General features: G+C 62.4%; 16 protein-coding genes and 2 pseudogenes. 10 read left to right on the forward strand and 8 right to left on the reverse strand.

Features of this window, described 5'->3' with window-relative positions; translation table 11 throughout:
• Positions 1-105: 105 nt before the first annotated feature.
• The 7 genes from CGZ66_RS01380 to tagH form a co-directional block, all read right to left on the reverse strand.
• On the reverse strand, positions 106-2,436 hold the full coding sequence (locus CGZ66_RS01380; RefSeq protein WP_095080746.1) for a M23 family metallopeptidase: 2,331 nt from the start codon (positions 2,434-2,436) through the stop codon (positions 106-108).
• Positions 2,433-2,843 (reverse strand): DUF1036 domain-containing protein, encoded by a 411-nt coding sequence (locus CGZ66_RS01385; RefSeq protein ID WP_167391941.1) that lies wholly within the window; start codon positions 2,841-2,843, stop codon positions 2,433-2,435. Before CGZ66_RS01385 ends, CGZ66_RS01380 begins: the two co-directional genes overlap by 4 nt.
• 108 nt (positions 2,844-2,951) lie before the next feature.
• Positions 2,952-5,444, reverse strand: a complete 2,493-nt coding sequence (locus CGZ66_RS01390; protein WP_095080747.1) for a serine/threonine-protein kinase — start codon at positions 5,442-5,444, stop codon at positions 2,952-2,954.
• Positions 5,445-5,449: 5 nt separating this feature from the next.
• Entirely contained in the window at positions 5,450-6,223 is a 774-nt protein-coding gene (locus CGZ66_RS01395) for a PP2C family protein-serine/threonine phosphatase (RefSeq protein ID WP_095080748.1), read from the reverse strand.
• 130 nt (positions 6,224-6,353) lie between these two features.
• Complete coding sequence (tssM, locus tag CGZ66_RS01400) at positions 6,354-9,914, reverse strand: type VI secretion system membrane subunit TssM (RefSeq protein WP_095080749.1); 3,561 nt, start codon at positions 9,912-9,914, stop codon at positions 6,354-6,356.
• A 22-nt stretch (positions 9,915-9,936) separates the two neighbouring features.
• A complete protein-coding gene (tssL, locus tag CGZ66_RS01405) occupies positions 9,937-11,448 on the reverse strand; it encodes a type VI secretion system protein TssL, long form (protein WP_095080750.1) in 1,512 nt (503 codons plus the stop codon).
• 333 nt (positions 11,449-11,781) lie between these two features.
• Entirely contained in the window at positions 11,782-12,843 is a 1,062-nt protein-coding gene (tagH, locus tag CGZ66_RS01410) for a type VI secretion system-associated FHA domain protein TagH (protein WP_095080751.1), read from the reverse strand.
• Positions 12,844-13,092: 249 nt separating this feature from the next.
• On the opposite strand from tagH, the gene CGZ66_RS01415 reads away from it, so the two are divergent.
• The 3 genes from CGZ66_RS01415 to CGZ66_RS01425 are packed head-to-tail and all read left to right on the forward strand — an operon-like array spanning position 13,093 to position 17,027.
• Positions 13,093-15,420 (forward strand): type VI secretion system tip protein TssI/VgrG, encoded by a 2,328-nt coding sequence (locus tag CGZ66_RS01415; RefSeq protein ID WP_095080753.1) that lies wholly within the window; start codon positions 13,093-13,095, stop codon positions 15,418-15,420.
• Positions 15,421-15,430: 10 nt separating this feature from the next.
• Positions 15,431-15,853 (forward strand): DUF6484 domain-containing protein, encoded by a 423-nt coding sequence (locus tag CGZ66_RS01420; RefSeq protein WP_425352250.1) that lies wholly within the window; start codon positions 15,431-15,433, stop codon positions 15,851-15,853.
• Positions 15,854-15,863: 10 nt separating this feature from the next.
• The gene (locus CGZ66_RS01425) at positions 15,864-17,027 is read left to right on the forward strand and encodes a hypothetical protein (protein ID WP_095080754.1); all 1,164 of its coding nucleotides are present in this window, start codon (positions 15,864-15,866) and stop codon (positions 17,025-17,027) included.
• 131 nt (positions 17,028-17,158) lie between these two features.
• Here the strand turns inward: CGZ66_RS01425 and CGZ66_RS41620 are convergent.
• Positions 17,159-17,283: pseudogene (locus CGZ66_RS41620) on the reverse strand (IS481 family transposase); the annotation flags it as partial.
• Positions 17,284-17,504: 221 nt separating this feature from the next.
• Here CGZ66_RS41620 and CGZ66_RS40550 point away from each other — a divergent pair.
• The 7 genes and pseudogenes from CGZ66_RS40550 to CGZ66_RS01465 form a co-directional block, all read left to right on the forward strand.
• Positions 17,505-17,804, forward strand: a pseudogene (locus tag CGZ66_RS40550) (ImcF-related family protein); the annotation flags it as partial.
• 110 nt (positions 17,805-17,914) lie between these two features.
• Positions 17,915-18,436, forward strand: a complete 522-nt coding sequence (tagF, locus tag CGZ66_RS01440) for a type VI secretion system-associated protein TagF (RefSeq protein WP_095080756.1) — start codon at positions 17,915-17,917, stop codon at positions 18,434-18,436.
• Positions 18,437-18,451: 15 nt separating this feature from the next.
• Positions 18,452-19,291 carry a DUF4150 domain-containing protein gene (locus CGZ66_RS01445; protein ID WP_206073647.1) on the forward strand — a complete coding sequence of 280 codons (840 nt, stop codon included), beginning with the start codon at positions 18,452-18,454 and terminating at the stop codon, positions 19,289-19,291.
• Between the two features lie 12 nt (positions 19,292-19,303).
• A complete protein-coding gene (locus tag CGZ66_RS01450) occupies positions 19,304-19,738 on the forward strand; it encodes a hypothetical protein (protein WP_095080759.1) in 435 nt (144 codons plus the stop codon).
• Between the two features lies 1 nt (position 19,739).
• The gene (locus CGZ66_RS01455; RefSeq protein ID WP_095080760.1) at positions 19,740-20,231 is read left to right on the forward strand and encodes a hypothetical protein; all 492 of its coding nucleotides are present in this window, start codon (positions 19,740-19,742) and stop codon (positions 20,229-20,231) included.
• A 3-nt stretch (positions 20,232-20,234) separates the two neighbouring features.
• Positions 20,235-21,320, forward strand: coding sequence for a DUF2169 family type VI secretion system accessory protein (locus tag CGZ66_RS01460; protein ID WP_095080761.1), 1,086 nt, complete (start codon positions 20,235-20,237; stop codon positions 21,318-21,320).
• On the forward strand, positions 21,308-22,357 hold the full coding sequence (locus CGZ66_RS01465) for a hypothetical protein (RefSeq protein WP_095080762.1): 1,050 nt from the start codon (positions 21,308-21,310) through the stop codon (positions 22,355-22,357). The genes CGZ66_RS01460 and CGZ66_RS01465 overlap by 13 nt, the downstream gene beginning before the upstream one ends.
• Positions 22,358-22,402: the final 45 nt, after the last annotated feature.

The following is a 22,402-nucleotide window of genomic DNA, read 5'->3' on the forward strand; positions in this document are numbered from 1 at the left end:
ATGTGATCTTGACCGCAGTCCTGGTTCACAAACGGCCCGAAAAAAATGTCCATGGTATCAATTGGCAGCACGAACACCTGAGAGGCTCGTGCCGCGCCGGCAGGTTCAAAGCGTATTCTGTGCCGAGCTTATGAGGGCCGTGATGGCCTGCTTGTATTTTTCGAACTCCGGCGATGTCTGGCGGATCTCCGTGGTCGTTGTCTGTGGGCCGGCGTCGGTGGCCACGCGGCTCAGCCTTTGGCCCATTTTCCTTTCGGCCCAGTCCACCACGTAACTGGCTGTCTTGCCGGTGAGGAACGGGTTGGCCTGGATGACGGCTGATCCGAGCACAGCGCTCAGCTGCGCCGAACCCGTCGCCGACAGCACCTGATGCGCGCCTTCCATGCCCAGGAAATGACAGAGATACAGCCGGCCGGCGGTGATCTGGTGACCGCGCGCCCGAAGATAGGCCTCGCCTTCGCGCGCCAGATTGCGCACCATCTCACGCGAGATCGTGGCGTCGTAGCGCAGAGCGAGCAGGTCGGCGGTCGACAGCGTGCGCGCCAGTTCCGGGCGGTAGGTATTCATCATCCTGATCCAGGTCTTGGTTATGAACTGGCCGGCGCCGGTCGCTGAAGAATTTGGATTCTTGGCGCGAGCGCTGCCACCACTTTCGACATGCACGATACGGTCGGTGAGCGTTTCGACGGCGGAATCGTCCGACGCGATCGCGGTAACCGTGCCCAGGGGGTCGATGGCCTCGCCGTTCTGATAAAGTTCGAAATGCAGGTGAGGCCCGGTCGAGAGGCCGGTGGTGCCGATGTAGCCAATGATGTCGCCGGCTTTCACCTTGGTGCCGACACCGGCCGCGACGGCAAATTTCTGCATGTGCGCATAGCGCGTCTCGCGCCCGTTTCCATGCGAGATCTTCACCAGATTGCCATAGCTGCCGCCATCGCCCTGGAAAGTGATCTCGCCATCGAAGGCCGCTTCGATCGGCGTGCCGACGGGCGCCGCCCAGTCGACGCCCTTGTGGATGCGAACGGTCCCGAGGATTGGGTGCTTGCGTGGCCCGAAGGTGGAGGTCATGACCCCGTTGACCGGCGTGACCATGCCGTTGGTGACTGTCAGCGAACGAACCAGATCGTCACCCGTGACGCACGCGAACTGGCCGTCGCTCTGCTGGAAGACGAAACAGTCCAGGCTCTTTTCGGTGCCCTGGACGCCCACATACAGCACTCGCCCGGCACCTTCCTCCTTGCCGCGCGGCGTCTGCGAATAGATCAGCACAAGACGCTGGTCCTCGCTTGCAAAGGCGTCCAGGTCCTGTCCTCTCGAGAGATACATGATCGCTTCGCCGATCACCCCGGTCGGAACACTGTTGCGGGCTGCTGTCGAGTAGATCGCGTCAAGCAGACGGTACTGCCTTTTGTGCGTGCCTTCCGCCTGTGCGCCCGAATAGTTGAACAGATCCTCGCGGACCCAGGGATCGACGCCAGACACGAACGCGCCCGCGGCATTGCGCGTCAGCGTGCCGACAAACACGTTCTTGGCATAGATCGAAACCTGCATGAGGGACATCGTGGTCGTCTCGCGCGTCGGCCTGAAACCGCGCATGGCAACGACATAACCCGGTTCCAGACCGTCCCGGTTGAAAAGCGCCTTTAAGGCCTCGCCTGCGAGCTTGGCATCGTCGACGGAGAAATGTGCATCGAGCGCTACGCTGTCCAGGCTGCGGTCGTTGAGGATCTTCACGAACGTGTCTTCGGTCGCCTCGAACCGTTGATACTCATTGGTGACGACTGCGACGCTGGTGTTGTTTTCGATCTGGGTCTTCTGGAATGCGGGAAGGGCGGCGTCGCCCGCATCGATCGTTTCACCCCAGCCGGCTTCGGGATCGTCGGCATCCGCCTTCTGGTCCGAAGAAGGCGCGGGTTCCCCCGCCGCGGGCGATGGCTCAAGATCGTTCTGCAGATCGCCGGTTGGCGCGGCAGTGGTCTTTCGCTGCGCCTGGAAGAAGGCAAAATCCTCCTGCGTCGACGGTATCGTCGTCATGAATTTTTCGCTGGCGCTAAGCATGACGTCGGACAGGATTTCGATCTGGGGCGAAACGTCGGCTTGATCGAGTTCCGCCGGGCGCGGGATCACGCGGCCCTTCGTTGCGGCGCCGGCATCGGGCGCCAAGGTGATCCACATCGGGTCCCCGGCCAGGTCGATAATGGCGGGCACATAGACGGACGCATCGGCCGGCACATCGTCCACGCCTTCGACCGCGTGCAACTCCTCGTCTTCGTCGCCGAACGACCAATAGTCCGCGGTGAGATAGAAACCGCCGGCGATCGAAAGCAGGACAACCACTGCGAGGCCGGCCAGGAGCCTGCGCCAAAGCGTGCGCCTGCGAAGGGCAGCGCGCGCCTGCTTTTTCTGCTTGAAGCTCGTGTCGATATTGTGCGTCACGGATTGCTTCCGGTCAGGAAGAAGGTCCACCGCACCTGTTCAAGCGTGTCGACTTCGAGAAATTGTGCCGCGATGTGGCCGCGCTGCCAGCATTCGTCGATCCCGCGTATCGAGAAACGCCGCCGCTCGATGCACATTTCGGTCGATCCGGTGAGGATCGCATGGCCGAACACGTCCGTTGCATAGATGTAGATGTAGCGGTTCGTCAGTTCCTCGCGGATGACGTTCACGCATTGATTTGCGCCGATGGTCCACCAGCCGTCGGTCTGGTCCGCATTGTCGACCTTCTGGCCGACGGCGAGATTGACGACGTCAAGCGTCTGGTTGCAGACCGTGAATTCGGCGCGCGCCTCGCCGGACGACAGCACGGCCAGCAGTGCGGCGCCTGACAAGACCGCAAGCCTCATGCGGCCCGTCAGGGCGAGCAGGGCGGCTCGAATCGGACCACGCTGCTTTATCGGCAGGTCGGCAGACGATTGCGGCAAACATGAGCGGGGTTCCATCGGGCGCCCATGCTATCCGCCGAGCCGGAAATACTTGGCGGTGGCTGAGAACTGAGATCCGTCGGTCTCGATTTCTTCGAGAATCTTGGGGAGCAGCACCGAGGCTGGTGTGGGCGTGGAGAACGCAGCCGCCCGAATATCCTTGGGGCCGGTGATCACCATTATGATCTGCGGCACCGCCTTTCCGGCGGCCTGGTCGGCGGCGCCGAGACCGATCGGGATTCTGAAGGTGACCTTGTCCGGCTTTACGACGACGCGCTCGTCGAGATTGAACACCATGCCTTTGTGATCGATCAGCAGCACGCTGGAAATGAGCCCGCCACGCGTCACCAGCGTGCCGCTGATCGGCGTACCGTTCGGCACCGATGTCCGATCGAGAACAAGCTGCGGCTTGTCGGCCGCGGTCTGCCCCAGAAAGCGCAGAAAGTTGGTGACTTCGCATTGGCTTGGTTCAATGAGGCGGACGCTGATATCCGGCTCGACATGGAATCTTGCCTGGAAATCGCCAAGCATCCGCTCGAATGGCTGAACCTCCGTTCCAAATCCTTCGATCGCGGCGGCCTTGTCGGTTGCCGACGTCATGGTGGCATAAAAACAGTCGCCGCCGCCGAAGTCGCGAACCCAGGAGACTCGTTGCGCGATGTCATCGACGATCGGAGGAACCTCCGGCTTGGGCACGTTCAACCCGACGACAGGCTGGTCAGGCTGTTTGGCTACCGGTGGCGCAGGTTTTTGGCTCTCGGTGTTCGCGACATCCGGCTGGCTTGCCGTGGGCTTGGGCGCCGGCACGGTCGCCTCGGGTGCCGGCACGGTCGCCTCTGGCGCCGGAACGGTCGCCTTGGGCGCTGCCGGCTGGCTGATCTGTGGCTCGGGCTTTTGGCTCTCGACAACCTCTGGCAGGGCCGGCGGCGGCGTCGAGACCTTCTCGGCTGCTGGCGGGGCTGGAGCGGTCGAGACCGGCGGCGGAGCCGACGTTTGACTGTCGCTGGCCATCGTATCGGGCTGGACTGCCGGCGACACCTTTTCAGGTGGCGGCTGCGCCGCCGTTGCGGATGGCTTCGGGGGTTCTTCGGTCTGCGAGGGGACTTCGGCGGGCTTGGCCGGCTGCGGCTTTTGGGCGGCCGCAGCATCTTGCTGGTTTTCAGCCGGTGGTGCGCTGGCCTCCGGCTGTACGGGCGGAACTGGCTTTGCCGGCTCAGGGGCGTTCGCGGCATTGTCCGTGGCAGCCGGCTTTGACGTTTCTGGTGCAGGCTTTGATGGCTCTGGTGCGGAAAGCGATGGCTTGCTGGCCGTCGGCATCGCAGGCGTCATGAAGCCGCTGAGATACAGGCCCGCGCCGGAGGCGACAGCCAGCGTCGCCAAGGCAGCGATCGCGATGGTTCGGGTCTTTGTGGATTTTCCAGGGACATTAGCCGTGACCGGACGTGGTGAGCCGGCGAGCACCGGAGACCGGGGTTGGGACAAATGCGCGGGCCGCACATGCGGGACGAAGGGCTGCCCACCTGAACCTGTTGCCGTTTCGGTGTCGTGCCTCTCGACGTGGGATGGCCGGCCCTGGGTCTTGGTGTCGGGCGAAAGGGTTTCCCCGGTTCGCGGCAAAGCCGGCCGATCGCGGGGTGTGATCGAAGTCGGCGGCGTTGTCTCCTCACTGTCGTCACGGGTCATCCTGGCGATTTCCGCCATGCTGATCGGCCGGTCTTGCGGATCCGGTTGCAGCATGGCTTCGACGATGTCGCGAAAATCATCGTCGATGTCCGAGAGATCAGGCACGGTCCGACGCTTTTCGATGACCTCGAACTGCGACCCGCTCATGTCGATCGGTTTGCCGCGCAAGGCGGCCACCAGCACCAACCCCAAGCTGTAGATGTCGGACTGCTCGCTGACGTCGCCGCTGTAGAGCCCGAGCTGTTCAGGTGAAACGTAGTTGTACTTTCCCGCGAATTTTCCGCCGATCAAGGTCTCGCCGCCCACGGTCGCCGATCGTGCGATACCGAAATCGATGATCTTTGCGCGGTCGACCCGGCCCCCCGGCAGGATGATGTTGTCAGGAGACAGGTCGCGGTGTATCGCGCCCGCCTGGTGCACCGCGCTCAGGCCGGACGCGAGGCGATGGCAGAGCTTGCGCACCTCTGCCGTCGGCATCGCGCCACGTCGCATGATGTCGAACAGCGACTCGCCGTCGACGAATTCCATGGCAAGGTAGGGACGGCCGATCCCGGGATCGATCGTGAAGACGTGATACCGCACGACCGCATCATGCGACAGGCGATTGAGGATCAATGCCTCCTTGCGGAACAGGGAAAGGATCGTCTGGTCACGGGCGAACTCGGGCAGGACGATCTTGATCGCGACGTGGTCGCCGGTCTGGATGTTATGACCGCGGTAGACCTCCCCCATGCCACCGAATGCGATCCGCTCATCAAGCTCGTAGATGCCGCTGAGTTGCGTGCCAACGGCGGTGTTCGCCATGCCCCCCGATATTCGCGTCTTGTCGTCGGCGCTCATCGGCCTCAACCCCCCGCTTTGTAGAGATCTGGACGTGGCGATTGCCCATCGCGCCCGTCGCCGATCTTCACAAGCACGATCGTCACATTGTCTGTGCCGCCACGCGCCAGCACCGTTTCCAACAGTTTTTCGCAGGCCGCCTGAGGTGTCGCGGACACGGTCGCCGCCTCGATCTCGGCGTCGGTGACATGCGCCGTCAGCCCATCGGTGTTCAGCACAAAAATGTCCCCCGGCATGATTTCGCCTTGCTGGAAATCGATGACGATCTCGTCGCTGACGCCGACCGCATGCGTGATGACATTGCGGCGCGGCCAGGTGCGCGCTTCGCTTTCGCTGATCATGCCTCTGTCCACGAGCTCCTGAACTTCGGTATGATCCTTCGAGATCTGCGAGATCGAGGCGTTGCGGATCAGATAGACGCGGCTGTCACCCGCCCACAGGCAGGCAAACCGCCCATCCATCGCCAGCAGGGCGGCAACAGTCGAGCCGATGGTTATGCCGCGAGATTCGGATATCCCGCGGATCTCGGCATTGGCCCTGCTCAGCCTGTCCTCGAAGCGCGCCCGAAGATCAGGTGCGGAGCTGGCAATGCCGATCGTTGCCAGATGATCGACGATACTGGCCGAAGCAACCTCTCCCGCGTCATGTCCACCCATTCCGTCGGCTACCACCCAGAGACCAGTTTGTGGCTCGACCAGATAGTTGTCTTCATTGAGCTCACGGACACAGCCTTTGTGGCTTACCCCGAAGCTCTCAAAGGGAAGGGCGACAGTGTTCACTTTGCCACCAAGCGCTTCTCAAGCGTCCTCTGCGGCGCGCTTTCAGGCGCTCGCTCGTGTTACTTTGCCACAGGCTCGAACATTAAAGTATCGAAAACTAAGGTCTCTGCGTGGTCTGCGGATCCCCATCTCAAAACGCTTTCGGACAGCTGAACCCGGAAAGCGCGGGGAGCAAGAAGGGGTTGGTGCCGGAGCCTGCCTGGATCGTATAGGTAACGTCGCGGCCGCCGATCACGAAGCGTGCCTGCATATTGCTGTCGCTGCCGATGACGGCAGCCTTGTCCAGAAGCCGCTTCAGCGCCCACGGCCCTTCGAACTTGATGGCGGATTCGCGGCCTGGCATTTCCGGCGTCAGGCTTAGACTGGCGGACGCGGACGATGTACCGATCGGCCAGGTCACGGTGCTTGGCGCGTTACCTGTCTGGTTGCTCTGGACGATCTGACCATCGACATCGAGTATCGCCGTATCGGCGTCGCCATGCAGCGAGAATGGGGTGAAGGTGACGCTGACCAAGGGCACTGAACCGCCCGATGGAAAGAAGGCGCTGCGGATGTCCGCCGCCAGCTGGAAGTCTTTCAGGGTCGATTTCGACAGGTCGCGTCCAAAGCGCGCATCCTGTTTCCAGCTCCAGTCCTGGCCGGTCATGTCGATGAGCGATGCGAGGTTTTGTGCGAAGAACCGGTCCATCAGCCCGCCCGGCGCGAACAGTTTCGCGAAATCCGCCATGGCAACATCCTCGGTGCCGTCGCCGGCGAAGGGATACCGGCCGTTGATCGCCGCCTCACAGGGAGCCGTCACCGTCTGGTCGAGCATCTGGTTCAAGTTTGCCACCGAGGTTTCGGCGACGTTGCCTTCAAACTCATCCGCCGTTGCGTTGACCATCCGGCCAAGTTGCTTGGGCAGACGCGAGACATTGGCGCGAAGGGTGGCTATCTGCAGCTGCAGGTTCGTATTGACGCGCTCCGTCTGCGAAGGAACTTCAGCCGCCAGTTGCAGGCTCTGATAGATATCGCTGAAGTTCTGGGTCAGGGCATCGATTGGGCGGTGTCCGGCAGGGCCGTTCACCAGGGCCTGGAAGGGTCTGAACTGCGCTTCAATGTTCGCACCTGGATTCGGGTTCTGTGTGTCGGCCGCCCTTGTGCCGGCGCGACTTTGCGATTTGCCGGTCGCGATTTGTATGCCGATGCGGGCCAGACCCTTGCCCAGATCTGCGGCGTGCCCCGGCTGGTTTTGGGCCGTACCTGCTTCTTCGGCGCCAGGACCGTTGCCGTCACCAGGGTCTCGCGTCAGCGCTGTTTCGTTGGCGATCGCCGCAAAGAGCTGGTTTATCGGCGAGGTCGGGGAGGCAGCGGCAGAAAGCGCGATGTAGTGCGGCTTGTCCGTCAGCATCGCTTTGAACTTCAACTGGTCGAGGACGCTGTTCCACGCGGCTGCGAACTCCTTCCCGTAGCGATCGAGAAGTTCGGGGCCGAGCTTGAGCAATTGCTGATCGATGTCGCCTTGCTCACCGCCTCCGCCGAGAACCCATTGCTCGTCGACAAGCATCTGGGCAATGCGCGAAAGTTGCGGGAGATAGAAGGTGTGGAAGGCGGCATAGGTGTAGATACCGGGAACACGAAGGCCTGACAGATCGCTGCCGTTGATGCGCTCGAACAGCACTTGCGCTTCCGGGCCACCTTTCAGGGAAACAGAAAAATCGTCCAGTGCTGCCGCGTATATCGCCGACCTGATCAATGCGGAAGCTCGATCGGCAAGGCTCATGCGCCCGAGAGAACGTTGAGCGGCTTCGACAAGCGGCTGGTTGAGTTCGAAAACCGGATCATAGGCGTCGTCCAATGCCAGCATGGCGCGCAGGTGCTTTTCGAGTTGCTCCCGTCCTTCTCGGTTGTTTTCGCCTGGATATCGGTTCTGCTCCCAATCCTGCTTCATCCAGGAAACGATCAACGCGTCATCGACCTTCGGCGCTTTGCCACCAAGCATCAGATAGATTTTCAACGGTTCGTAGAGCGCGACGGGATCAGCCATTTTGGCCTGGATCGTCCGCTCAGCCTGGATCAGCAGGCGCGATCGGAACATTCGTTCCAGCCCTTGCCGATAAGCCGTTTTGGATGCCGAAAGAAGTCTCTCCCGCTGACTGAGGCCGAACGTCTCCTCGATCGGAGTCGGCAAGTCACCGGTTTCGAACCCGGCCGGCAGATCGCGCAACTGGTCGAGCGGCCCGATGACGTTTTCGAGGTCGACATCGGTGACCGTCGTGCTTTCGAGCAAAGGTGCCGCCGTTTGGCGGTACTGGCCCATGGCCAGACTTGTGGAGGCGATCAGCGACCGGTTGGCCGCGACGCTCAGGCCGAGCGTACCCAGTGCAGCAGCAGCGACCAAAGCTATTGCGGCGAGGCCGCCAAATCTGGCGATCGCTGCGCGCCCTGCAGCCGCTTTGTCGTACGAAACCCATCCGGATTCGGCAAAAATGACGTTCGTCAGCAGATCATGCAGAAAGAAGCTTTTGCCGGTCCCGGAAAGGTGAGGGCGGGAGTTGCTGCCGAAATCGCGGCCGATTGCGCCCAGCACCTGATCGATCGGCGTTCCCTCTTGCGTGCCTGACGAAAAATAGAGTCCACGCAGGCTGACATTCACCTGGCTGCGCGCCGGATCGAACAGGCCGGCGACAAAACTGGTAATTCGCCCCCGCAGCGCGCCGAACTGCGCCGGAAAGCCAAAGATGGAGATGCGCGTGAGCGGATCGGCCTCGTCCTGGAGGCGGTCGGCCATCTCGTCTGCCAGTCGGTTTGCCAGCACGTCGAATTCGGCAGGAGCCTCGGCGGCCATGTTCCTGTCGCGCTCCGCCGTCTGGAACGTCGCGCCCCACACTTTTCGCCTGCGCGGTTCGTCGAAATCGCCGAAGTAATCCATGAACCCGGAAACAAGATCGGCCTTGGTGAAAAGCAGGTAGACTGGAAACTGGATTTTCAGCGTCTCGTGGATTTCCCTCAGGCGGCTGCGTATCTCGACGATGTGGGCGTCGAGCTGCTGATCGTCGAAGCTCATAAGATCGGCAAGGCTGATGGCCAGGATGACGCCGTTTATCGGTTGTCTGGTGCGATATCGCTTGAGCAGCGACAAGAAGGCGAGCCAGCTTTTCCTGTCGCTCTCGGCATGGGAGTCCTGCGTCGTGTAGCGTCCGGCGGTGTCGATCAGCACAGCCTGGTCGGTAAACCACCAGTCGCAGGAGCGTGTTCCGCCAACGCCAGCCACCGGCTGGGCCTCCCCCGAACCGGCAAGCGGAAAGTTCAGACCCGAATTGACCAGGGCCGTTGTCTTGCCGGCACCCGGCGGGCCTATGACGACGTACCAGGGGATCTCATAGAGGAAGTTGCGCTTGCCGCTTGACCGTTTGAGCGCTGCCACGGCCTCATTCATGCGAGCTTCGAGCACCCGCGAATCGTCATCGCGGTCATCATTGTGAGCGACGACGGTCTCGAGTGCCTTTTGCGCCTTTCTCGCTTGCCAGAAGCGCAGCCCGTAGAACAGCGCCAGCGCCGCCACGATCACGCCAATGATGGTTGCGCGCAGCCAGGCAGGTCCCAGCGGGCGGGTATCGGCGAAGCGGATCAATGGCCCGCCAAACCACACTGCCGCCGCAAAGCCGGCCAGCGCGATAACGCTGAACATCCGCAGCAGCCAACGCGTCATGGGCGCTTCCAACAGGCCGTGCTCACAATGTTTCCTCCCTGGGGATCATCACATCGACACGGCGGTTCTTGGCGCGGCCTTCCGGCGTCGCATTGTCGGCGATCGGTTCGTCCTCGCCTTTGCCATCAACCGTCAGTCGCGAGGGATCGCTGAATTTCGGTGCCATCATCGTTTCCACAGCTTTGGCCCGGGCGACCGAAAGGTCGAAGTTGGATTTGAACGGGCTCGACTTTCGCGGTTTCACATTGTCCGTATGGCCGACGATCCGGATTTGCCCGGGCTCGGGTTGCAGCGCCGCGGCGATGTCGGTGGCAATGGGCTGGAACTCCGGCTTCGCCTCGGCCCTGCCGGACTGGAACAGCAGGACATTGTTGATTTCCACCACGATGAAGTTGCCCTTCGTGCCGATGGTCAGCCCGCCGCCTTCGACTTCCTTGGCCAGTGCCGAACGAATGCGATCAATCTGCGCGGTGGCCGCAGGTGGGGTGGCTTTCACCGGCTCGGCCAACGGCGCCACGCTGGCGCGCTCGATGGCGACTGGTGTCGACGGGTTGAGTGCCAGCAATTCACCGGCGGCGGCGTCGCCCTCATTGGTGATGAAGACGCGCAATGCGAAGAACGCCGCTGTCAGCAGCGCCGTCGTCGCTGCCGCAACGACCCAGAGCGGCAGGCGGGACGACGGCTGCGCCATCGTCGCCGCCAGGCCCTGCCAGCGCGGCGAGATGTCCTCGCCTGCACGCGCCCTGAAATAGCGAAGCGTCTCGTAGACGTCGCGTCGAACGCGTTCGAGATTGTTGTCTTCGCGCCTGACGCCTCGGTACTGGCCTTCGAAACCCAGCGACAGGCAGGCATGCATCAGTTCGAGCAGATCGTAGTGCGTCTCGGGATTGGCCAGTATCGTGTTCAGGGCTTCGTAGAAGCCTGTGCCGGTGATCTCGGTGTGAAAGAACTGGCGCAGCATGCCGTTTTGCGCCCAGTCGTCGCTCTTGGGCCAAGGCAGGTTGCCTATGAGATCGTCGGCGGTTTCGCACAGAGCAAATTTCGCGATCCGAGCATCCTCTTCGGGAACGCCGGTCTTCTCCATCGTTCGGTCGAATTTTTCGATCGCGTCGGCGACATGTTGCGCCAGTGGCTCCGCTTGTCTTTCGACGGGCATGATCCTGAGCTGCCCGAACAGGATCAGCAAAGGTGCCGCCGCCGCGAGAATGGGGTTTGCTGCGGCGTATTTGACCGTGTCCGCGGCGTCGAACAGGATCGCCTGCTCGACCGCCCGGGCCGGCGCGGCGGCGGAAGAGGCAGCACCGGCCGCGGCGCCCAAAGCCGCACCTTGATAAATCACGGTTCCGGATGCCCAGCCCGGCGGTGTATGCCGCCCGACCCCAGGATCGAACACCGTTGAATCCTTGACCGGAGAGGGTTGGCCTCCGTCAGCGGCAGGTAGCTCAGGAACTGGTGGCGATTTTTTCTCGCGCCGTGGACTTGCGCGAATGACGGTCTTGCCCGCCAGGCCGAAGGGGTCGTCCTTCGAGCTCATCGCCGACCGTCCGTGCAGGCGGTGTGGCCGCGATCGGGCGAGATGGGCGCAAAACGGTTGCTGGTCGGGGAATGGAAATACGACCCCCGCCGGCCGTGGCAGTGTCCGGAGGACGATCGACTGGAAAACGCTATCCCGCCGTCACATGACATTTGCCGCAGACCCCCAGCTCAATGAGTCTTACCCGCTTGGCGAACTGTCGTACGTGATCGTAATCTCAGAAATCGTCGATTGGAACCGGATGCCGGGCGTCGAAGGGACTTTTCTTCGCCGACTGCTGTACCATGCGTTACTTGGTCATGCGTTTCCTGGCCACGCGTTTCTTGGGATCGCCTATTTTTGCTTGTCGGCTTTGGCGTAGGCCTCGCTGAAATAGGCCAGGAATATGTCCAGCATGCCGTTCTCGTGTGCTTCCTCCATGGTCCGCCATGTCGCGACATAGGCGTCCCAGGCCTGGCTCTTCTTCGACGTAAACGACGTAGGCGGGAGTTTCCTGCTGATCGCCTCGGGCGACAGGTCGTCAAGCAGCCGGGAGAGCGCGGTTTGCATGGCTGCATAGGTGGCAAATTCGTGCGTCTTGAGATCGCGGAATGCATCTTCGATGCTGCGCCTGGCATCAAGATAGCCGGCCCTGCGACGGGCGAACATGATTTCGAGGATGTCGTCGGTCCCCGGAACGAACTTCAGCGGATTGTTGTCTGCGGCGCTGATCATCGTCCGTTGTGTGCTCTTTGCCAACGTTTTCGCGGCCGCGCGGGCTTTCAGCAGCAAGGTCAGTTCTTCGACCACCGCCCGCAGGACCGCGCCGATTTCGGCGGCAACTTCATGCGGGTCGCGCAATTGAAGCAGTTCCGGCGAAATGCCGGCTCCGATTGCGATCTCCCGCAGCACCTCGTCCCTGGTCGAGGGCAGCGGTGTCGGGGTCGACGAGGACGCCGACGCTGGAATGCGCTGCCCGGACCGTTGCTGCGCAGGCTCGAAGAAAGCCCCGCCTCCGAATTCCAGCGGCCGGCCCGTCGCGACCGGCATTTCCCGCGGTGTCGAATTTTGGTTGGCTTGAGGATAGCCTGCTGTGTCGCGCTCCTCGTCGATCGACACGACGATGACATAACGGCCGATCAGCATCCTGTCGCCATGGCCCAGCCGATGCGGCCCGGTCATGCGCTGGCTCGATCCGTTGATGAAGGTCCCATTGCGCGAGACATCGTGCAGCCAGAACGCGCCTGCCTCGTATCGAACCTCGCAGTGCCGGCCCGAGATGAACTTGTCGGGATCTGGCAAGGTCCAGTCACAAGCATCGCGTCCGATTTCGAAGCCGCGATCGCGCGCTGCGTAGCCGGTCGGGATGCCGGCGGGCAGCGCGTCGACATTGCTGATTTGCAGACTGATGTACATCCAGGATCGCCGCGGATCGTTGATCGATACTGCACCATTCTAGCAGTTTGCGCGTAGAACAGCACAGCCGCGTTCCAAGCCGGTGCTTCGACAGGGCAAGTTTCAGGCGCCACCGGGCCTCTTTGGTCCGCAGGGCAACATGTGGTAGGCTCCAGATGGCCTGGTGCGGCGGGTCGAAAAAGTTCCTCAACAGAGTGCGGGAACTTCAATCCTTCGCGCCGGCGGCCGCGTCCAGGAGGGGCACGACCCATGCCGAACGAACGTGCCACGGTTGTGCAGACACCGGTTGGCGCCGACCTGTTGACCTTCACGCATCTCATCGGGCGCGATGAGATCAGCCGTTGTTTCGCCTATACGGCCGGGTTCGTAAGCACGGACCCCAACATCGATCCGCTCAAGATGCTGGGTGGTCCGGTTTCGGTCGAAGGTGAATCAGATCCGAAACGATGGTTCAGCGGCATCGTGTCCGAGTTCCGGCTCACCCGCATCGAGGACCGGCTGGCCTACTACGAAGCGGTCGTCAGGCCGTGGCTCTGGTTTCTCGGCAACACCACCGATTGCCGTATTTTCCAGAACAAGAGCGTCGTCGACATCGTCAAGGACATCTTCAAGAAATACAGCGTGGCGGAATTCGATCTGCGACTGCAGGGATCCTACCCGCCGCGCGAATACTGCGTGCAGTATGACGAGACCGATCTGGATTTCGTGCAGCGACTGCTCGAGCATGAAGGCATCCTGTATTTCTTCGAGCATGACGAGGGCAAGCACACGCTTGTCCTGGTCGATGCGATGAGCAAGCTGAAGCCTGCGCCGGGCTACGAGAAAGTGCCCTATCATTTTGAAGGTCAGGGTTCCCGGCGCGATGTCGAATACATCACCGAATGGATACCGGGCAGTTCGGTGCGCCCGGGCGCCTACGCTCATACCGATTATGATTTCAAGAAGCCGGGCGCCGACCTGATGGCCAAGTCGGCCCAGGCGTTCAGCCACAAGCTGGCGGCGGGCGAGAACTACCGCCAGCCCGGTGCGCATCTCGAAGTGGGCCGGGGCGACAGCCTGGCCGCGATCCGCCGCGAGGAAGTCCAGGCCGTGCACCAGCGCATCGCCGCTGTCGGCACCGTGCGCGGCCTCTATTCGGGCTGCACGTTCACGCTGAACGGTTTTCCACGCGAGGACCAGAACCAGGAGTATCTGGTGGTCAGCGCCGAATACAGGTTGTTCGACCCGGGCTACAGAGCCCTTGCCGACGTCGACAGCGAGAACTTCCAGGTGATCCTCGGCGTGGCGCCGACCGCCGTGCCCTATCGCCCGCCACGGATCACGCCACGGCCAATCATGCGCGGGCCGCAGACCGCGACGGTGGTCGGTCCATCCGGCGAGGAAATATTCACCGACAAATATGCCCGCGTGAAGGTCCAGTTCCATTGGGATCGTCTGGGCAAGAAGGATGAGAACAGTTCCTGCTTCGTGCGCGTGTCGCAGACCTGGGCCGGCAGCGGCTGGGGGTTCATCCAGATACCGCGCATCGGCCAGGAGGTGATCGTCGATTTCATCGAGGGTGACCCGGACCTGCCGATCATCACCGGCAGGGTCTACAACGCCTCCCAGATGCCGCCCTACGGTCTGCCGGGCAGCGCCACGCAATCCGGCTGGAAGTCGGACTCCTCCAAAGGCGGCGGCGGCTACAATGAGCTGATGTTCGAGGACAAGGCCGGCTCGGAACTAGTAAATTTCCAGGCGCAGAAGGACCACAACCTTCTGATCAAGCACGACCGCACCAAGCTGGTCCAGCACGACCAGTCCGACCGCATCGACCACGATGCCAAGCACTCCGTCGGCCACAACCTCGACGAGGACGTCGGCAATAACAAGACGGTCAAGGTCGGCGTCGACCAGACCACCAACATCGGCTCGAACGACACCGAGACGGTGGGCGCCAACCGTTCGCTGACGGTCATGGCCAACGAGACCATCCATGTCGTGTCGAACTCGACGGAGAACATCGACGCCAACCATTCCCAGACGGTGGGGATTGTCCAGACCATCACGGTGGGCGCAGCACGCATCGACACGGTCGGCGCCGCCGAGACGCGAACAGTCGGCGCGGCACAGATGAACACCATCGGTGCCATACGGTCGGTCACTGTCGGTGCAGCGCAGAGCCACGATATCGGCGCGTCGGACGATTGGAACATAGCGGCCGCGCAAAGCGTCAATATTGGCGCCGACCAGAGTTTCGTTGTCGGCGGGGCACAGTCGTCCGAGATCGGCAAGGCACGAACAGCCAAGATCGGCGCGGACGACGCCACTGACGTCGGTGGCGCGCATGCGCTCCAGGTCGGTAAAGGCAGCGGCATTCAGATCAAAGAGGATAGTTCGATCAATGTCGGCAAGAACCTGATGATCGAAGCTGGCGACTCGATCACGCTCAAATGCGGCGACGCGTCGATCACCATGAAAAAGGACGGCACCATTGTCGCCGACGGCAAGGATATTACGATCAAGGGCAGCGGCAAGATCAACATCAAGGCCGATGGCGACGTGGTCGTCAAGGGAAGCAACATCCACAACAATTGAGGGCGTCATCATGCAAGTGCTGGATCGTATTGACGGCGTCGTGATCGGTCTGCTCATCGGTTTCGAAGACGGAGCGCCGCTTGTGGTTTTCGTAGGCAACCCGCGCGAGACGGCGATTGCAGCGCGCAGTCTGACGGAACTCGACACTTCGTCGATTGGGTCGGAACTGGCGTTGCTTTTCGAAGGTGGCGACCCGATGCGGCCGCTGGTCGTCGGACGCATCGTCGATCCAGCTCACAAGGAGAGGAAACTGTCAGTTGTCCGCGAAGGCGACCGTGTTGTCATCAGCGGAGAAGAACGCATTGAACTGCGCTGCGGCCTGGCATCGATCATCCTGGAGAAGGATGGGCGCATCACAATTCGCGGCAACCAGCTGACGAGCCACGCCAGCGGCACCAACCGCATCCGTGGCGGAGCCATCCATCTCAACTGAGGCGTTCACGATGCAGCGGATCGCGTCTATCGCTGCCATGGTGGACCAGCACGCCAGCGAGGCGGCTTTCCTCTGGTTCCGTCGCCGACGTGAAATCGATGGCCCGATCCTGGGCGAAACCGATATCGGCCGTATCGACCAGCGCCTGAATGCAAATCTCGAAGGGCTGATGGCTTCCGGAAAGGCCGGCTGGGAGGCGGCTCAGGCGCATTTCGCCGACTACGCCGAGCCCGGCGAGCTTTTCGTGCTCGGCGTGCTGGCGCTGCACTGGGGCGAGGCCGAAACCGTTGCCTCGGCGGTCGACGCCGCGACAACGCTGGGCGAGGCTGGCGCGTCGGGCCTGTCCGGTGCGATAGCGCGCACGCCGCGCGAGTATCTGAGTCCGTTCGTTGCGGAATGGCTGGACGCGCGCGATGCGCGGCTGCGCGGCCTCGGCTTAGCGGCACTCTGGCATCATCGCGTCGATCCCGGTACCCGCCTCGGCGATTTGCTGAGCAATCCGGACTCGGATGTTCGCAGGCGTGCATTTCGGCTTGCCGGCGGGCTCAAACGGCGCGACCTCCTTCCGACGGTGCTGGACGGACTTGACGGCGACACGTCGAAGGAACGCCTGACAGCCGCACATGCGGCCTGCCTTCTTGGTGAAGCGCGCTCGGCTCACCCGGTGCTTGACCAGATCGTGCTGGCAGAGCCGGGCCTCGCGCCTGCAGCGATCGAGATGCGCCTTTTGACGACACCCCTGAAGGCCGGCAAGGGCTGGTTGCAGGACCGTCTGAAGCAGCCTGCCTTGCGCGCCACCGCGACAGCGGCAATCGGCCTCCTTGGCGACCGGTCGGTCATGCCGTGGCTGATCGCGAAGATGCGTGAGCCAGAGCTTGTCTTCGCCGCCGGGCTGGCGTTGCGCGATCTGTTCGAGGTGGATCTCAATGATACCGACCTGTTCACGACAGACCCGGCCGCGCTCGGCAAGGAATTTAAATCCCTGACCGCCAGCCCGCTTCCGGTCGCCGATCGCGTGACGGCATGGTGGGACGAGGGGCGCGGCGGGGGCAATCACGAGACCTTCCATTCGATGCGCAGGCTTCGGCTGGACGCAATACGCGCCGCACTCGCCAAACCGGATGCGCCGCTGACCGATTGGCGCAGGACGCGCCGGTTCCCCGCCTGGATGTGAGTTCAGCGCAGGGTCTAGCGGTGGGCCATGCCAGCCATTACCGCGGCAGCGCGCAGACCGCCTCCAGAAGCCACCTCGCAGATGGCGGTCGGCCTGTCAGCCGCCAGCATGAGGGCCATCGCCCCTCCCGCCTTGCCGACGGTCTTCTGGTTGATCCCGTGGCGCTTGCCAGTGCCCTCAGGCTCTCTTGACTATGCTGCATCGCTCGACGGCCCGCCTCTGTCGTTGTGGCGCTCCTATGCAGAATGTGGCCCATAGCAGCACATCCTTTGACTAAGGATGCCCATCACAGCCTGGGATCAAACATATAGCTGCTCATTCGGGCGCGTACCGGACGGTCCTCCTCAGGTATGCAGGGGGAGCAAGTGATGGCACCGATTCTGGAACAATAATTCACCCTTCGCGCCAAAATTTGTTATGATTGTTATGATAAAGGCCCTCTAGGCGGTGTTGAGGGACATGACCGGCTCTTTTCCATTGGTGCGCGCTGCGGAAGTCGAGGATGTGGCGGCGCTGGATCGCACGGTCTTTGCCGGCGGCTGTTCCGAGTATGCCGAGACTTCGGCCGCCGCGTTGTCGAAAAATGTACTGAAGCTCTATTACGAGGACTTCATCGCGCAGTGGGACAGTTTCCTGCGCGACGTCAAGCTGGCCCGGTTGACCGACCTTTCGGCTGCCAGCGAAAACTTTAAGTACCTGTTGAGCGCAGACTCCGCCGTCAGGTGGTCGGTGACGGCAATCGTGTGCAAAACCGAACTGACGCGCTCCGATGACAGCCTGCGGCTGGGGGCAGTAGGCTATTGCGCGGACTTGACGTTCAATGCGTCAAGCGTCGATAACCCCTACAATTTGCAAATGTTCAAGAAGTTCTCCTGTCCGGCGCAGATATGACGACAGGTTTTTTCGGCAAGATACCCTCGACAGGCGACTTTATCACCTGGAATCTGCCGCGCGTCCTCACCGACCGCTGGGACCGCTGGATGTCGATTGAACTGCGTGACAGGCCCGATACAGGCGAGCTCAATCCGCGCATATGGCGCTTCTCGGTGCGCGCGGGCATCTTCGGCGACCAGCCAAATGCGGGCGTCTGGCGCATGAGCGAAGACAGGGTCGGCCGGCGCTATCCGTTCGCTATAGTTCGACTCGGCCCTCCGCCGGAGGCTACCGACCCATGGTTCGATGAAATGGCGCGGCTGATCGCGGGATGCATCGACGATTTCTGGCCGCCGTCGCGGATACAGCAGCGCGTCGTGGAACTGCCGCCGCCGGGCAATGGCGCGTCGCCGGAACGCATAGCCTTCTGGACGGACGACTGGGAAGTGAGGGAACTGGCTTTTGCCGACATCTACGACCTCGCCGACAATGGTCTGATCGCCATGCGTCAGGCGTCCACGCCAGCCGAGGCCTAAGCCATGCCCTGCACGGTGTTCGCGGAAAACATGGGGTGGTTCCACAAGGGCAGCAACGGCCAGGCGATCGCGCCGGGTGACGTCTGCTTGACGCCGCCCCCGCCACCCGCGGGGCCGGTTCCGGTGCCTTATGTCAACATGGCGTTCGCCAAGGACCTGATCAAGGGAAGCAAGAGCGTCAAGGCGGATGGCGGCAATCCGACGGCGCTGGAAAACGTTTCAGAGTGCTCGATGTCCACCGGCAATGAACCGGCGACGCCAGGTCTCGGCGCGGGCGTGGTGACGCACAAGATCAAAGGCAAGGCCAGTTTCACACTGTGGTCGTTCACGGTGAAAGTAGAAGGCAAGGGCGTTTGCCGGCACGGCGATCCTGTGCTGCAGAACACCATGTGCACTCCGCCGAATTGCACGACCCTCGGCGCATTAACGACGCTCAGGGCCGAGTTGGGTGACCTGTACAACAAGCCTTGCCCGAAGAGCAAACCCTACAGTCAGGCCTGCCGGCCGGGCCGCTCGGCCGAGCAGCGCGACGCGGTTAATGGAAAGCCTTGCTGGGAATGCAAGGGCAAGAGGGCAACCGGCACCGCCCCATTCCATAGGGAAAAGAGGGGGAGGAGGAAGAGCAAGCAGCAATGGACCAAGAATGAGGACGGCTCATGGGAAAAGAAGGAGTATCGCACCCACGACCACCAGCCCCCGCTGAACGAGGCATGGGACAAGGGCGGCTGCCATCTCGGCGTTGAAAAATTCAAGGAGATGATGCGCAAGGCGAAGTTCGCCCGGCCGCATTGTGAAGAGCACTACATGAGCCAAGGCTCGAAGGTTAAGGCGAAGGTAGCCAGGGGCAGGAGATGAGAGGTACGATCGATGAACGCGCGATACGACGATCTCCAGGCTGAATATGTCGCCGATCTCCGCAAGGTTCTGCCGCCAGTGATGGCCTGGTGGAAGGAACACGCAGGGCGCGGTCCTGAAAAAATGCAGGACGCAAAATCCCTCAACTCGTTCGAACAACGATGGCCGATGGGTCCCGTTGCGCATCCCAGAGTGCTTGAGGTCGTCCGAATCTATTACCTGCGCATCCTCGAACTGAACCGCGAGAACGAAACGAACAAGCAGCCGGACGCTGCGCCGGAGGAAGGTGATTGGGGGTCCGACGACGACTCAGATGACGTCGACTTTGCGCTTCCGGTCGATTTGCTGGTCAACGACCTCAAGACCGCGGCTCCTGATCTCTTTGAGATCATGACCTTTCTCGTCTTCGTTCCGGTCGGCCTGTCTCCAGGCGGGGAGTATTGCTGACATGGCGTTCAAGGTCGTCCACAACATCGAAAACGGCGTAAGGCAGCTTTTGAACGCGCCCGACGATCTCGCGGGCCAGGTGCCGGGCCAGGGCAAAGCCAAACCGATTGCCGAAGCGACCGAGCAGCACAGGGAAATCTACGCAGAGTACATCGCCAACTTCGAGGTTGCGTACAAGGTCGCGGACAACTGGTGGCAGGGCAATGTGCAGGCTTTCGTTGAGGAAGGTTATGACCACGACGAGGCGGTCGACCTGGCATTCGACAGGCGTCTGGCCGGTCCAGCATCGGCGCCCGAAGTCGTCTGGTTCTTTCGCAACTACTGGCTCGAATTCGACGAGGTCAACCGCTCGTTGCCCGCGGCCGATCGCGTGCCCCCGCAGGTCGCGATGCTGCAATGGCTGGTCGACGAGAAGTACGAGGATTATGTGCAATTGATAACGTGCATGCCGTACTGGCCGATCGGTCTTGACGAGAACGGCAACTGGACCTGAACCATGTCGTTCGACGTCGAGGTCGAGAACCGGACACCATTCAGCGCCGTGACCCACGTCCAGCATGACGCGGACGGCCAGGAGGTGCTCGTCGCGATGTTTTCGGCGAGCTTCGAGGCGCCAGAACGGGACGGCAGGCTGGACATTGCGGCGGCTCAGTTGCCTGTGGTCCTCGGAGATGTGCCGCGTGGCGTGCCCGGCGTATCGTCAAACCGCTATGACGCCGACATCGCACCGCGAAAGCCGGCGTCCGAGATCGTCGTCAACGGCACCGCCTACACGCCGAAGGACAGGCCGGCGCGTGAGATGCAGGTCGGCTTTCGCGTCAACGGCCTGCAGAAGGTGCTACATGTGGTCGGGGACCGTATCTACGACGCGGGCGCTTACAGTGAGCCGCTCCCCTTCCGCACAATGCCGATCATTTATGAACGCGCCTTTGGCGGCATGACCGCCGCCGCAGCTGATGCCGAAAACCCAGTCGGCGTCGGCTTTCGCCATGCCGTCTCGGCCGACCCCTCCGTCAGAACACATGCGCCCAACATCACCTATCCGGACCAGATGTTCCGCGGCCCGCAGGACCGGCCGAGGGCCGCAGGCTTCGGCCCGATTGGCAGGAATTGGCGGCAGCGCCTCCAGTATGCGGGCACCTACGACCAGGCCTGGATCGACAACCAGTGGCCGTTGCCGCCCAAGGATTTCGATCCGCGGCACCATATGAGCACGCCCCCCGACCAGCACCTGCCGCGCATCGTCGGCGGCGAAGACGTGCGGCTCATCGGTCTGACGCCGTCCGGCTGCTGGGATTTCCGGATGCCGCGTGTCATCGCGCCGATCCGCCTGCTCTTCGCCGACAGGGTCGAGGAGCGCGATTTTGTGGCCGACACGGCCATCATCGAGCCGGACCTCTGGCGCGTCACCCTGAAATCGCGCATCGCGCTCGTCACCCGCCGCAACGCGCCCGCCCTGCGTGCAATCGTTTTCGGACAAGTCACGCCCGCGCTGCTCGTGGCGAAGCGCAAGCGCAAGCAGTATTTCAGCCACTATGGAGGCGACGGGACATTGCGTGACCGGCCGATGTGGCAACCGTGAAGGCCCCGGTCTACCTCGCGGGCGCGGGCGCGGTCACTGCCGCCGGGTTGGACGCGCGCCAGACGCTGGCGGCCATTCGCGCCGGCCTGTCGGCATTCAATGAAATCGTGGTCGAGCCGTTCCCCTCTACCCAGATCGCCGCGCGTGTACCGACGACCTGGAAACTGCGCAAAACCGATGGCGAGTGGCTGGTGAACATGGCCGTTCGGGCCATCATGGAAGCACTTCGCTCGGGGCCGTTCGCGGCGGCGGCGACGGCGCTAGTCATTTCGCCGCCCGAGAGCTTCCGCAGGCATCCGGCCTTTGCGACCGTACCATTTGTCGAGTTTCTGCCTGCCGTCATGCTCGGTTGCGGCGGCAGCTTCCATCCGGCGTCGATCGCGGTGGATGGCGGCGCGGCGGCCAATGTCGGTCTGCTTGAACGCGCGGCAGACTTGTTCAGCCGGCCAGGTGTCGAACAGATCATCCTGGGCGGGGTCGACAGTTTCCTCAACGACGTCGACCTGGACCGACTGCGGCAAAGCGGGCGCCTGAAGTCGTCGGACGGCGCTCAGGGTCTGGTCCCCGGCGAAGCGGCGGTCTTCGTCAGGCTGACGAGCGCGCCGGAGGGTAATGGCGCGGTCGCTCCCGCTGTCGTCAATATCGGCGTCGCGCGCGAGGAAGACAGTGTCCTCTCCGACCGTTTCAGTCAGGGCCGCGCCATGCTGAGCGCGTTGCGCGCGGCGGTTGCGAGCAACGGGCCGAAGGAACCTGACATTTCGTTTGTCGTCAGCAATTCCAACGGCGAGCGTCATCGCGCACTCGAGCAACTGGTTGTGCACCCGCGCTTCTATCGCACGCTGCGAGAATTGACCCCGACGGCGTATCCGGCGATGACCGTCGGCGAGATTGGTGCTGCGGCAGGTGCGCTGGCGTTGATGCTGGCGGCGGATGGCATGCGGCAAAACTATGCGCCGGGACCTGCAGCGATGCTTGAGATAGCGTCCGAAACAGGCCTGAGGACGGCGGCGGTGGTCACGGGAATGCGCCGGCGTTGAGTTGATCGGCTTCAGGCTGGAAAGGGGCGTGCGCGCCGTCGTTGG

The sequence above is a fragment of the Mesorhizobium sophorae genome (genome assembly GCF_002270415.1).
GTDB lineage: Bacteria > Pseudomonadota > Alphaproteobacteria > Rhizobiales > Rhizobiaceae > Mesorhizobium > Mesorhizobium sophorae.

Bases quoted from the DNA above. Each gene is read 5' to 3' on its own strand.
- CGZ66_RS01455 (WP_095080760.1), top strand. From the start codon at position 19,740: ATGGCGTTCAAGGTCGTCCACAACATCGAAAACGGCGTAAGGCAGCTT.
- CGZ66_RS01425 (WP_095080754.1), top strand. From the start codon at position 15,864: ATGCAGCGGATCGCGTCTATCGCTGCCATGGTGGACCAGCACGCCAGC.
- tagH (WP_095080751.1), bottom strand. From the start codon at position 12,843: ATGTACATCAGTCTGCAAATCAGCAATGTCGACGCGCTGCCCGCCGGC.
- CGZ66_RS01415 (WP_095080753.1), top strand. From the start codon at position 13,093: ATGCCGAACGAACGTGCCACGGTTGTGCAGACACCGGTTGGCGCCGAC.
- tagF (WP_095080756.1), top strand. From the start codon at position 17,915: ATGACGACAGGTTTTTTCGGCAAGATACCCTCGACAGGCGACTTTATC.
- CGZ66_RS01420 (WP_425352250.1), top strand. From the start codon at position 15,431: ATGCAAGTGCTGGATCGTATTGACGGCGTCGTGATCGGTCTGCTCATC.
- CGZ66_RS01390 (WP_095080747.1), bottom strand. From the start codon at position 5,444: ATGAGCGCCGACGACAAGACGCGAATATCGGGGGGCATGGCGAACACC.
- CGZ66_RS01385 (WP_167391941.1), bottom strand. From the start codon at position 2,843: ATGAGGCTTGCGGTCTTGTCAGGCGCCGCACTGCTGGCCGTGCTGTCG.
- CGZ66_RS01460 (WP_095080761.1), top strand. From the start codon at position 20,235: ATGTCGTTCGACGTCGAGGTCGAGAACCGGACACCATTCAGCGCCGTG.
- tssL (WP_095080750.1), bottom strand. From the start codon at position 11,448: ATGAGCTCGAAGGACGACCCCTTCGGCCTGGCGGGCAAGACCGTCATT.
- tssM (WP_095080749.1), bottom strand. From the start codon at position 9,914: ATGACGCGTTGGCTGCTGCGGATGTTCAGCGTTATCGCGCTGGCCGGC.
- CGZ66_RS01450 (WP_095080759.1), top strand. From the start codon at position 19,304: ATGAACGCGCGATACGACGATCTCCAGGCTGAATATGTCGCCGATCTC.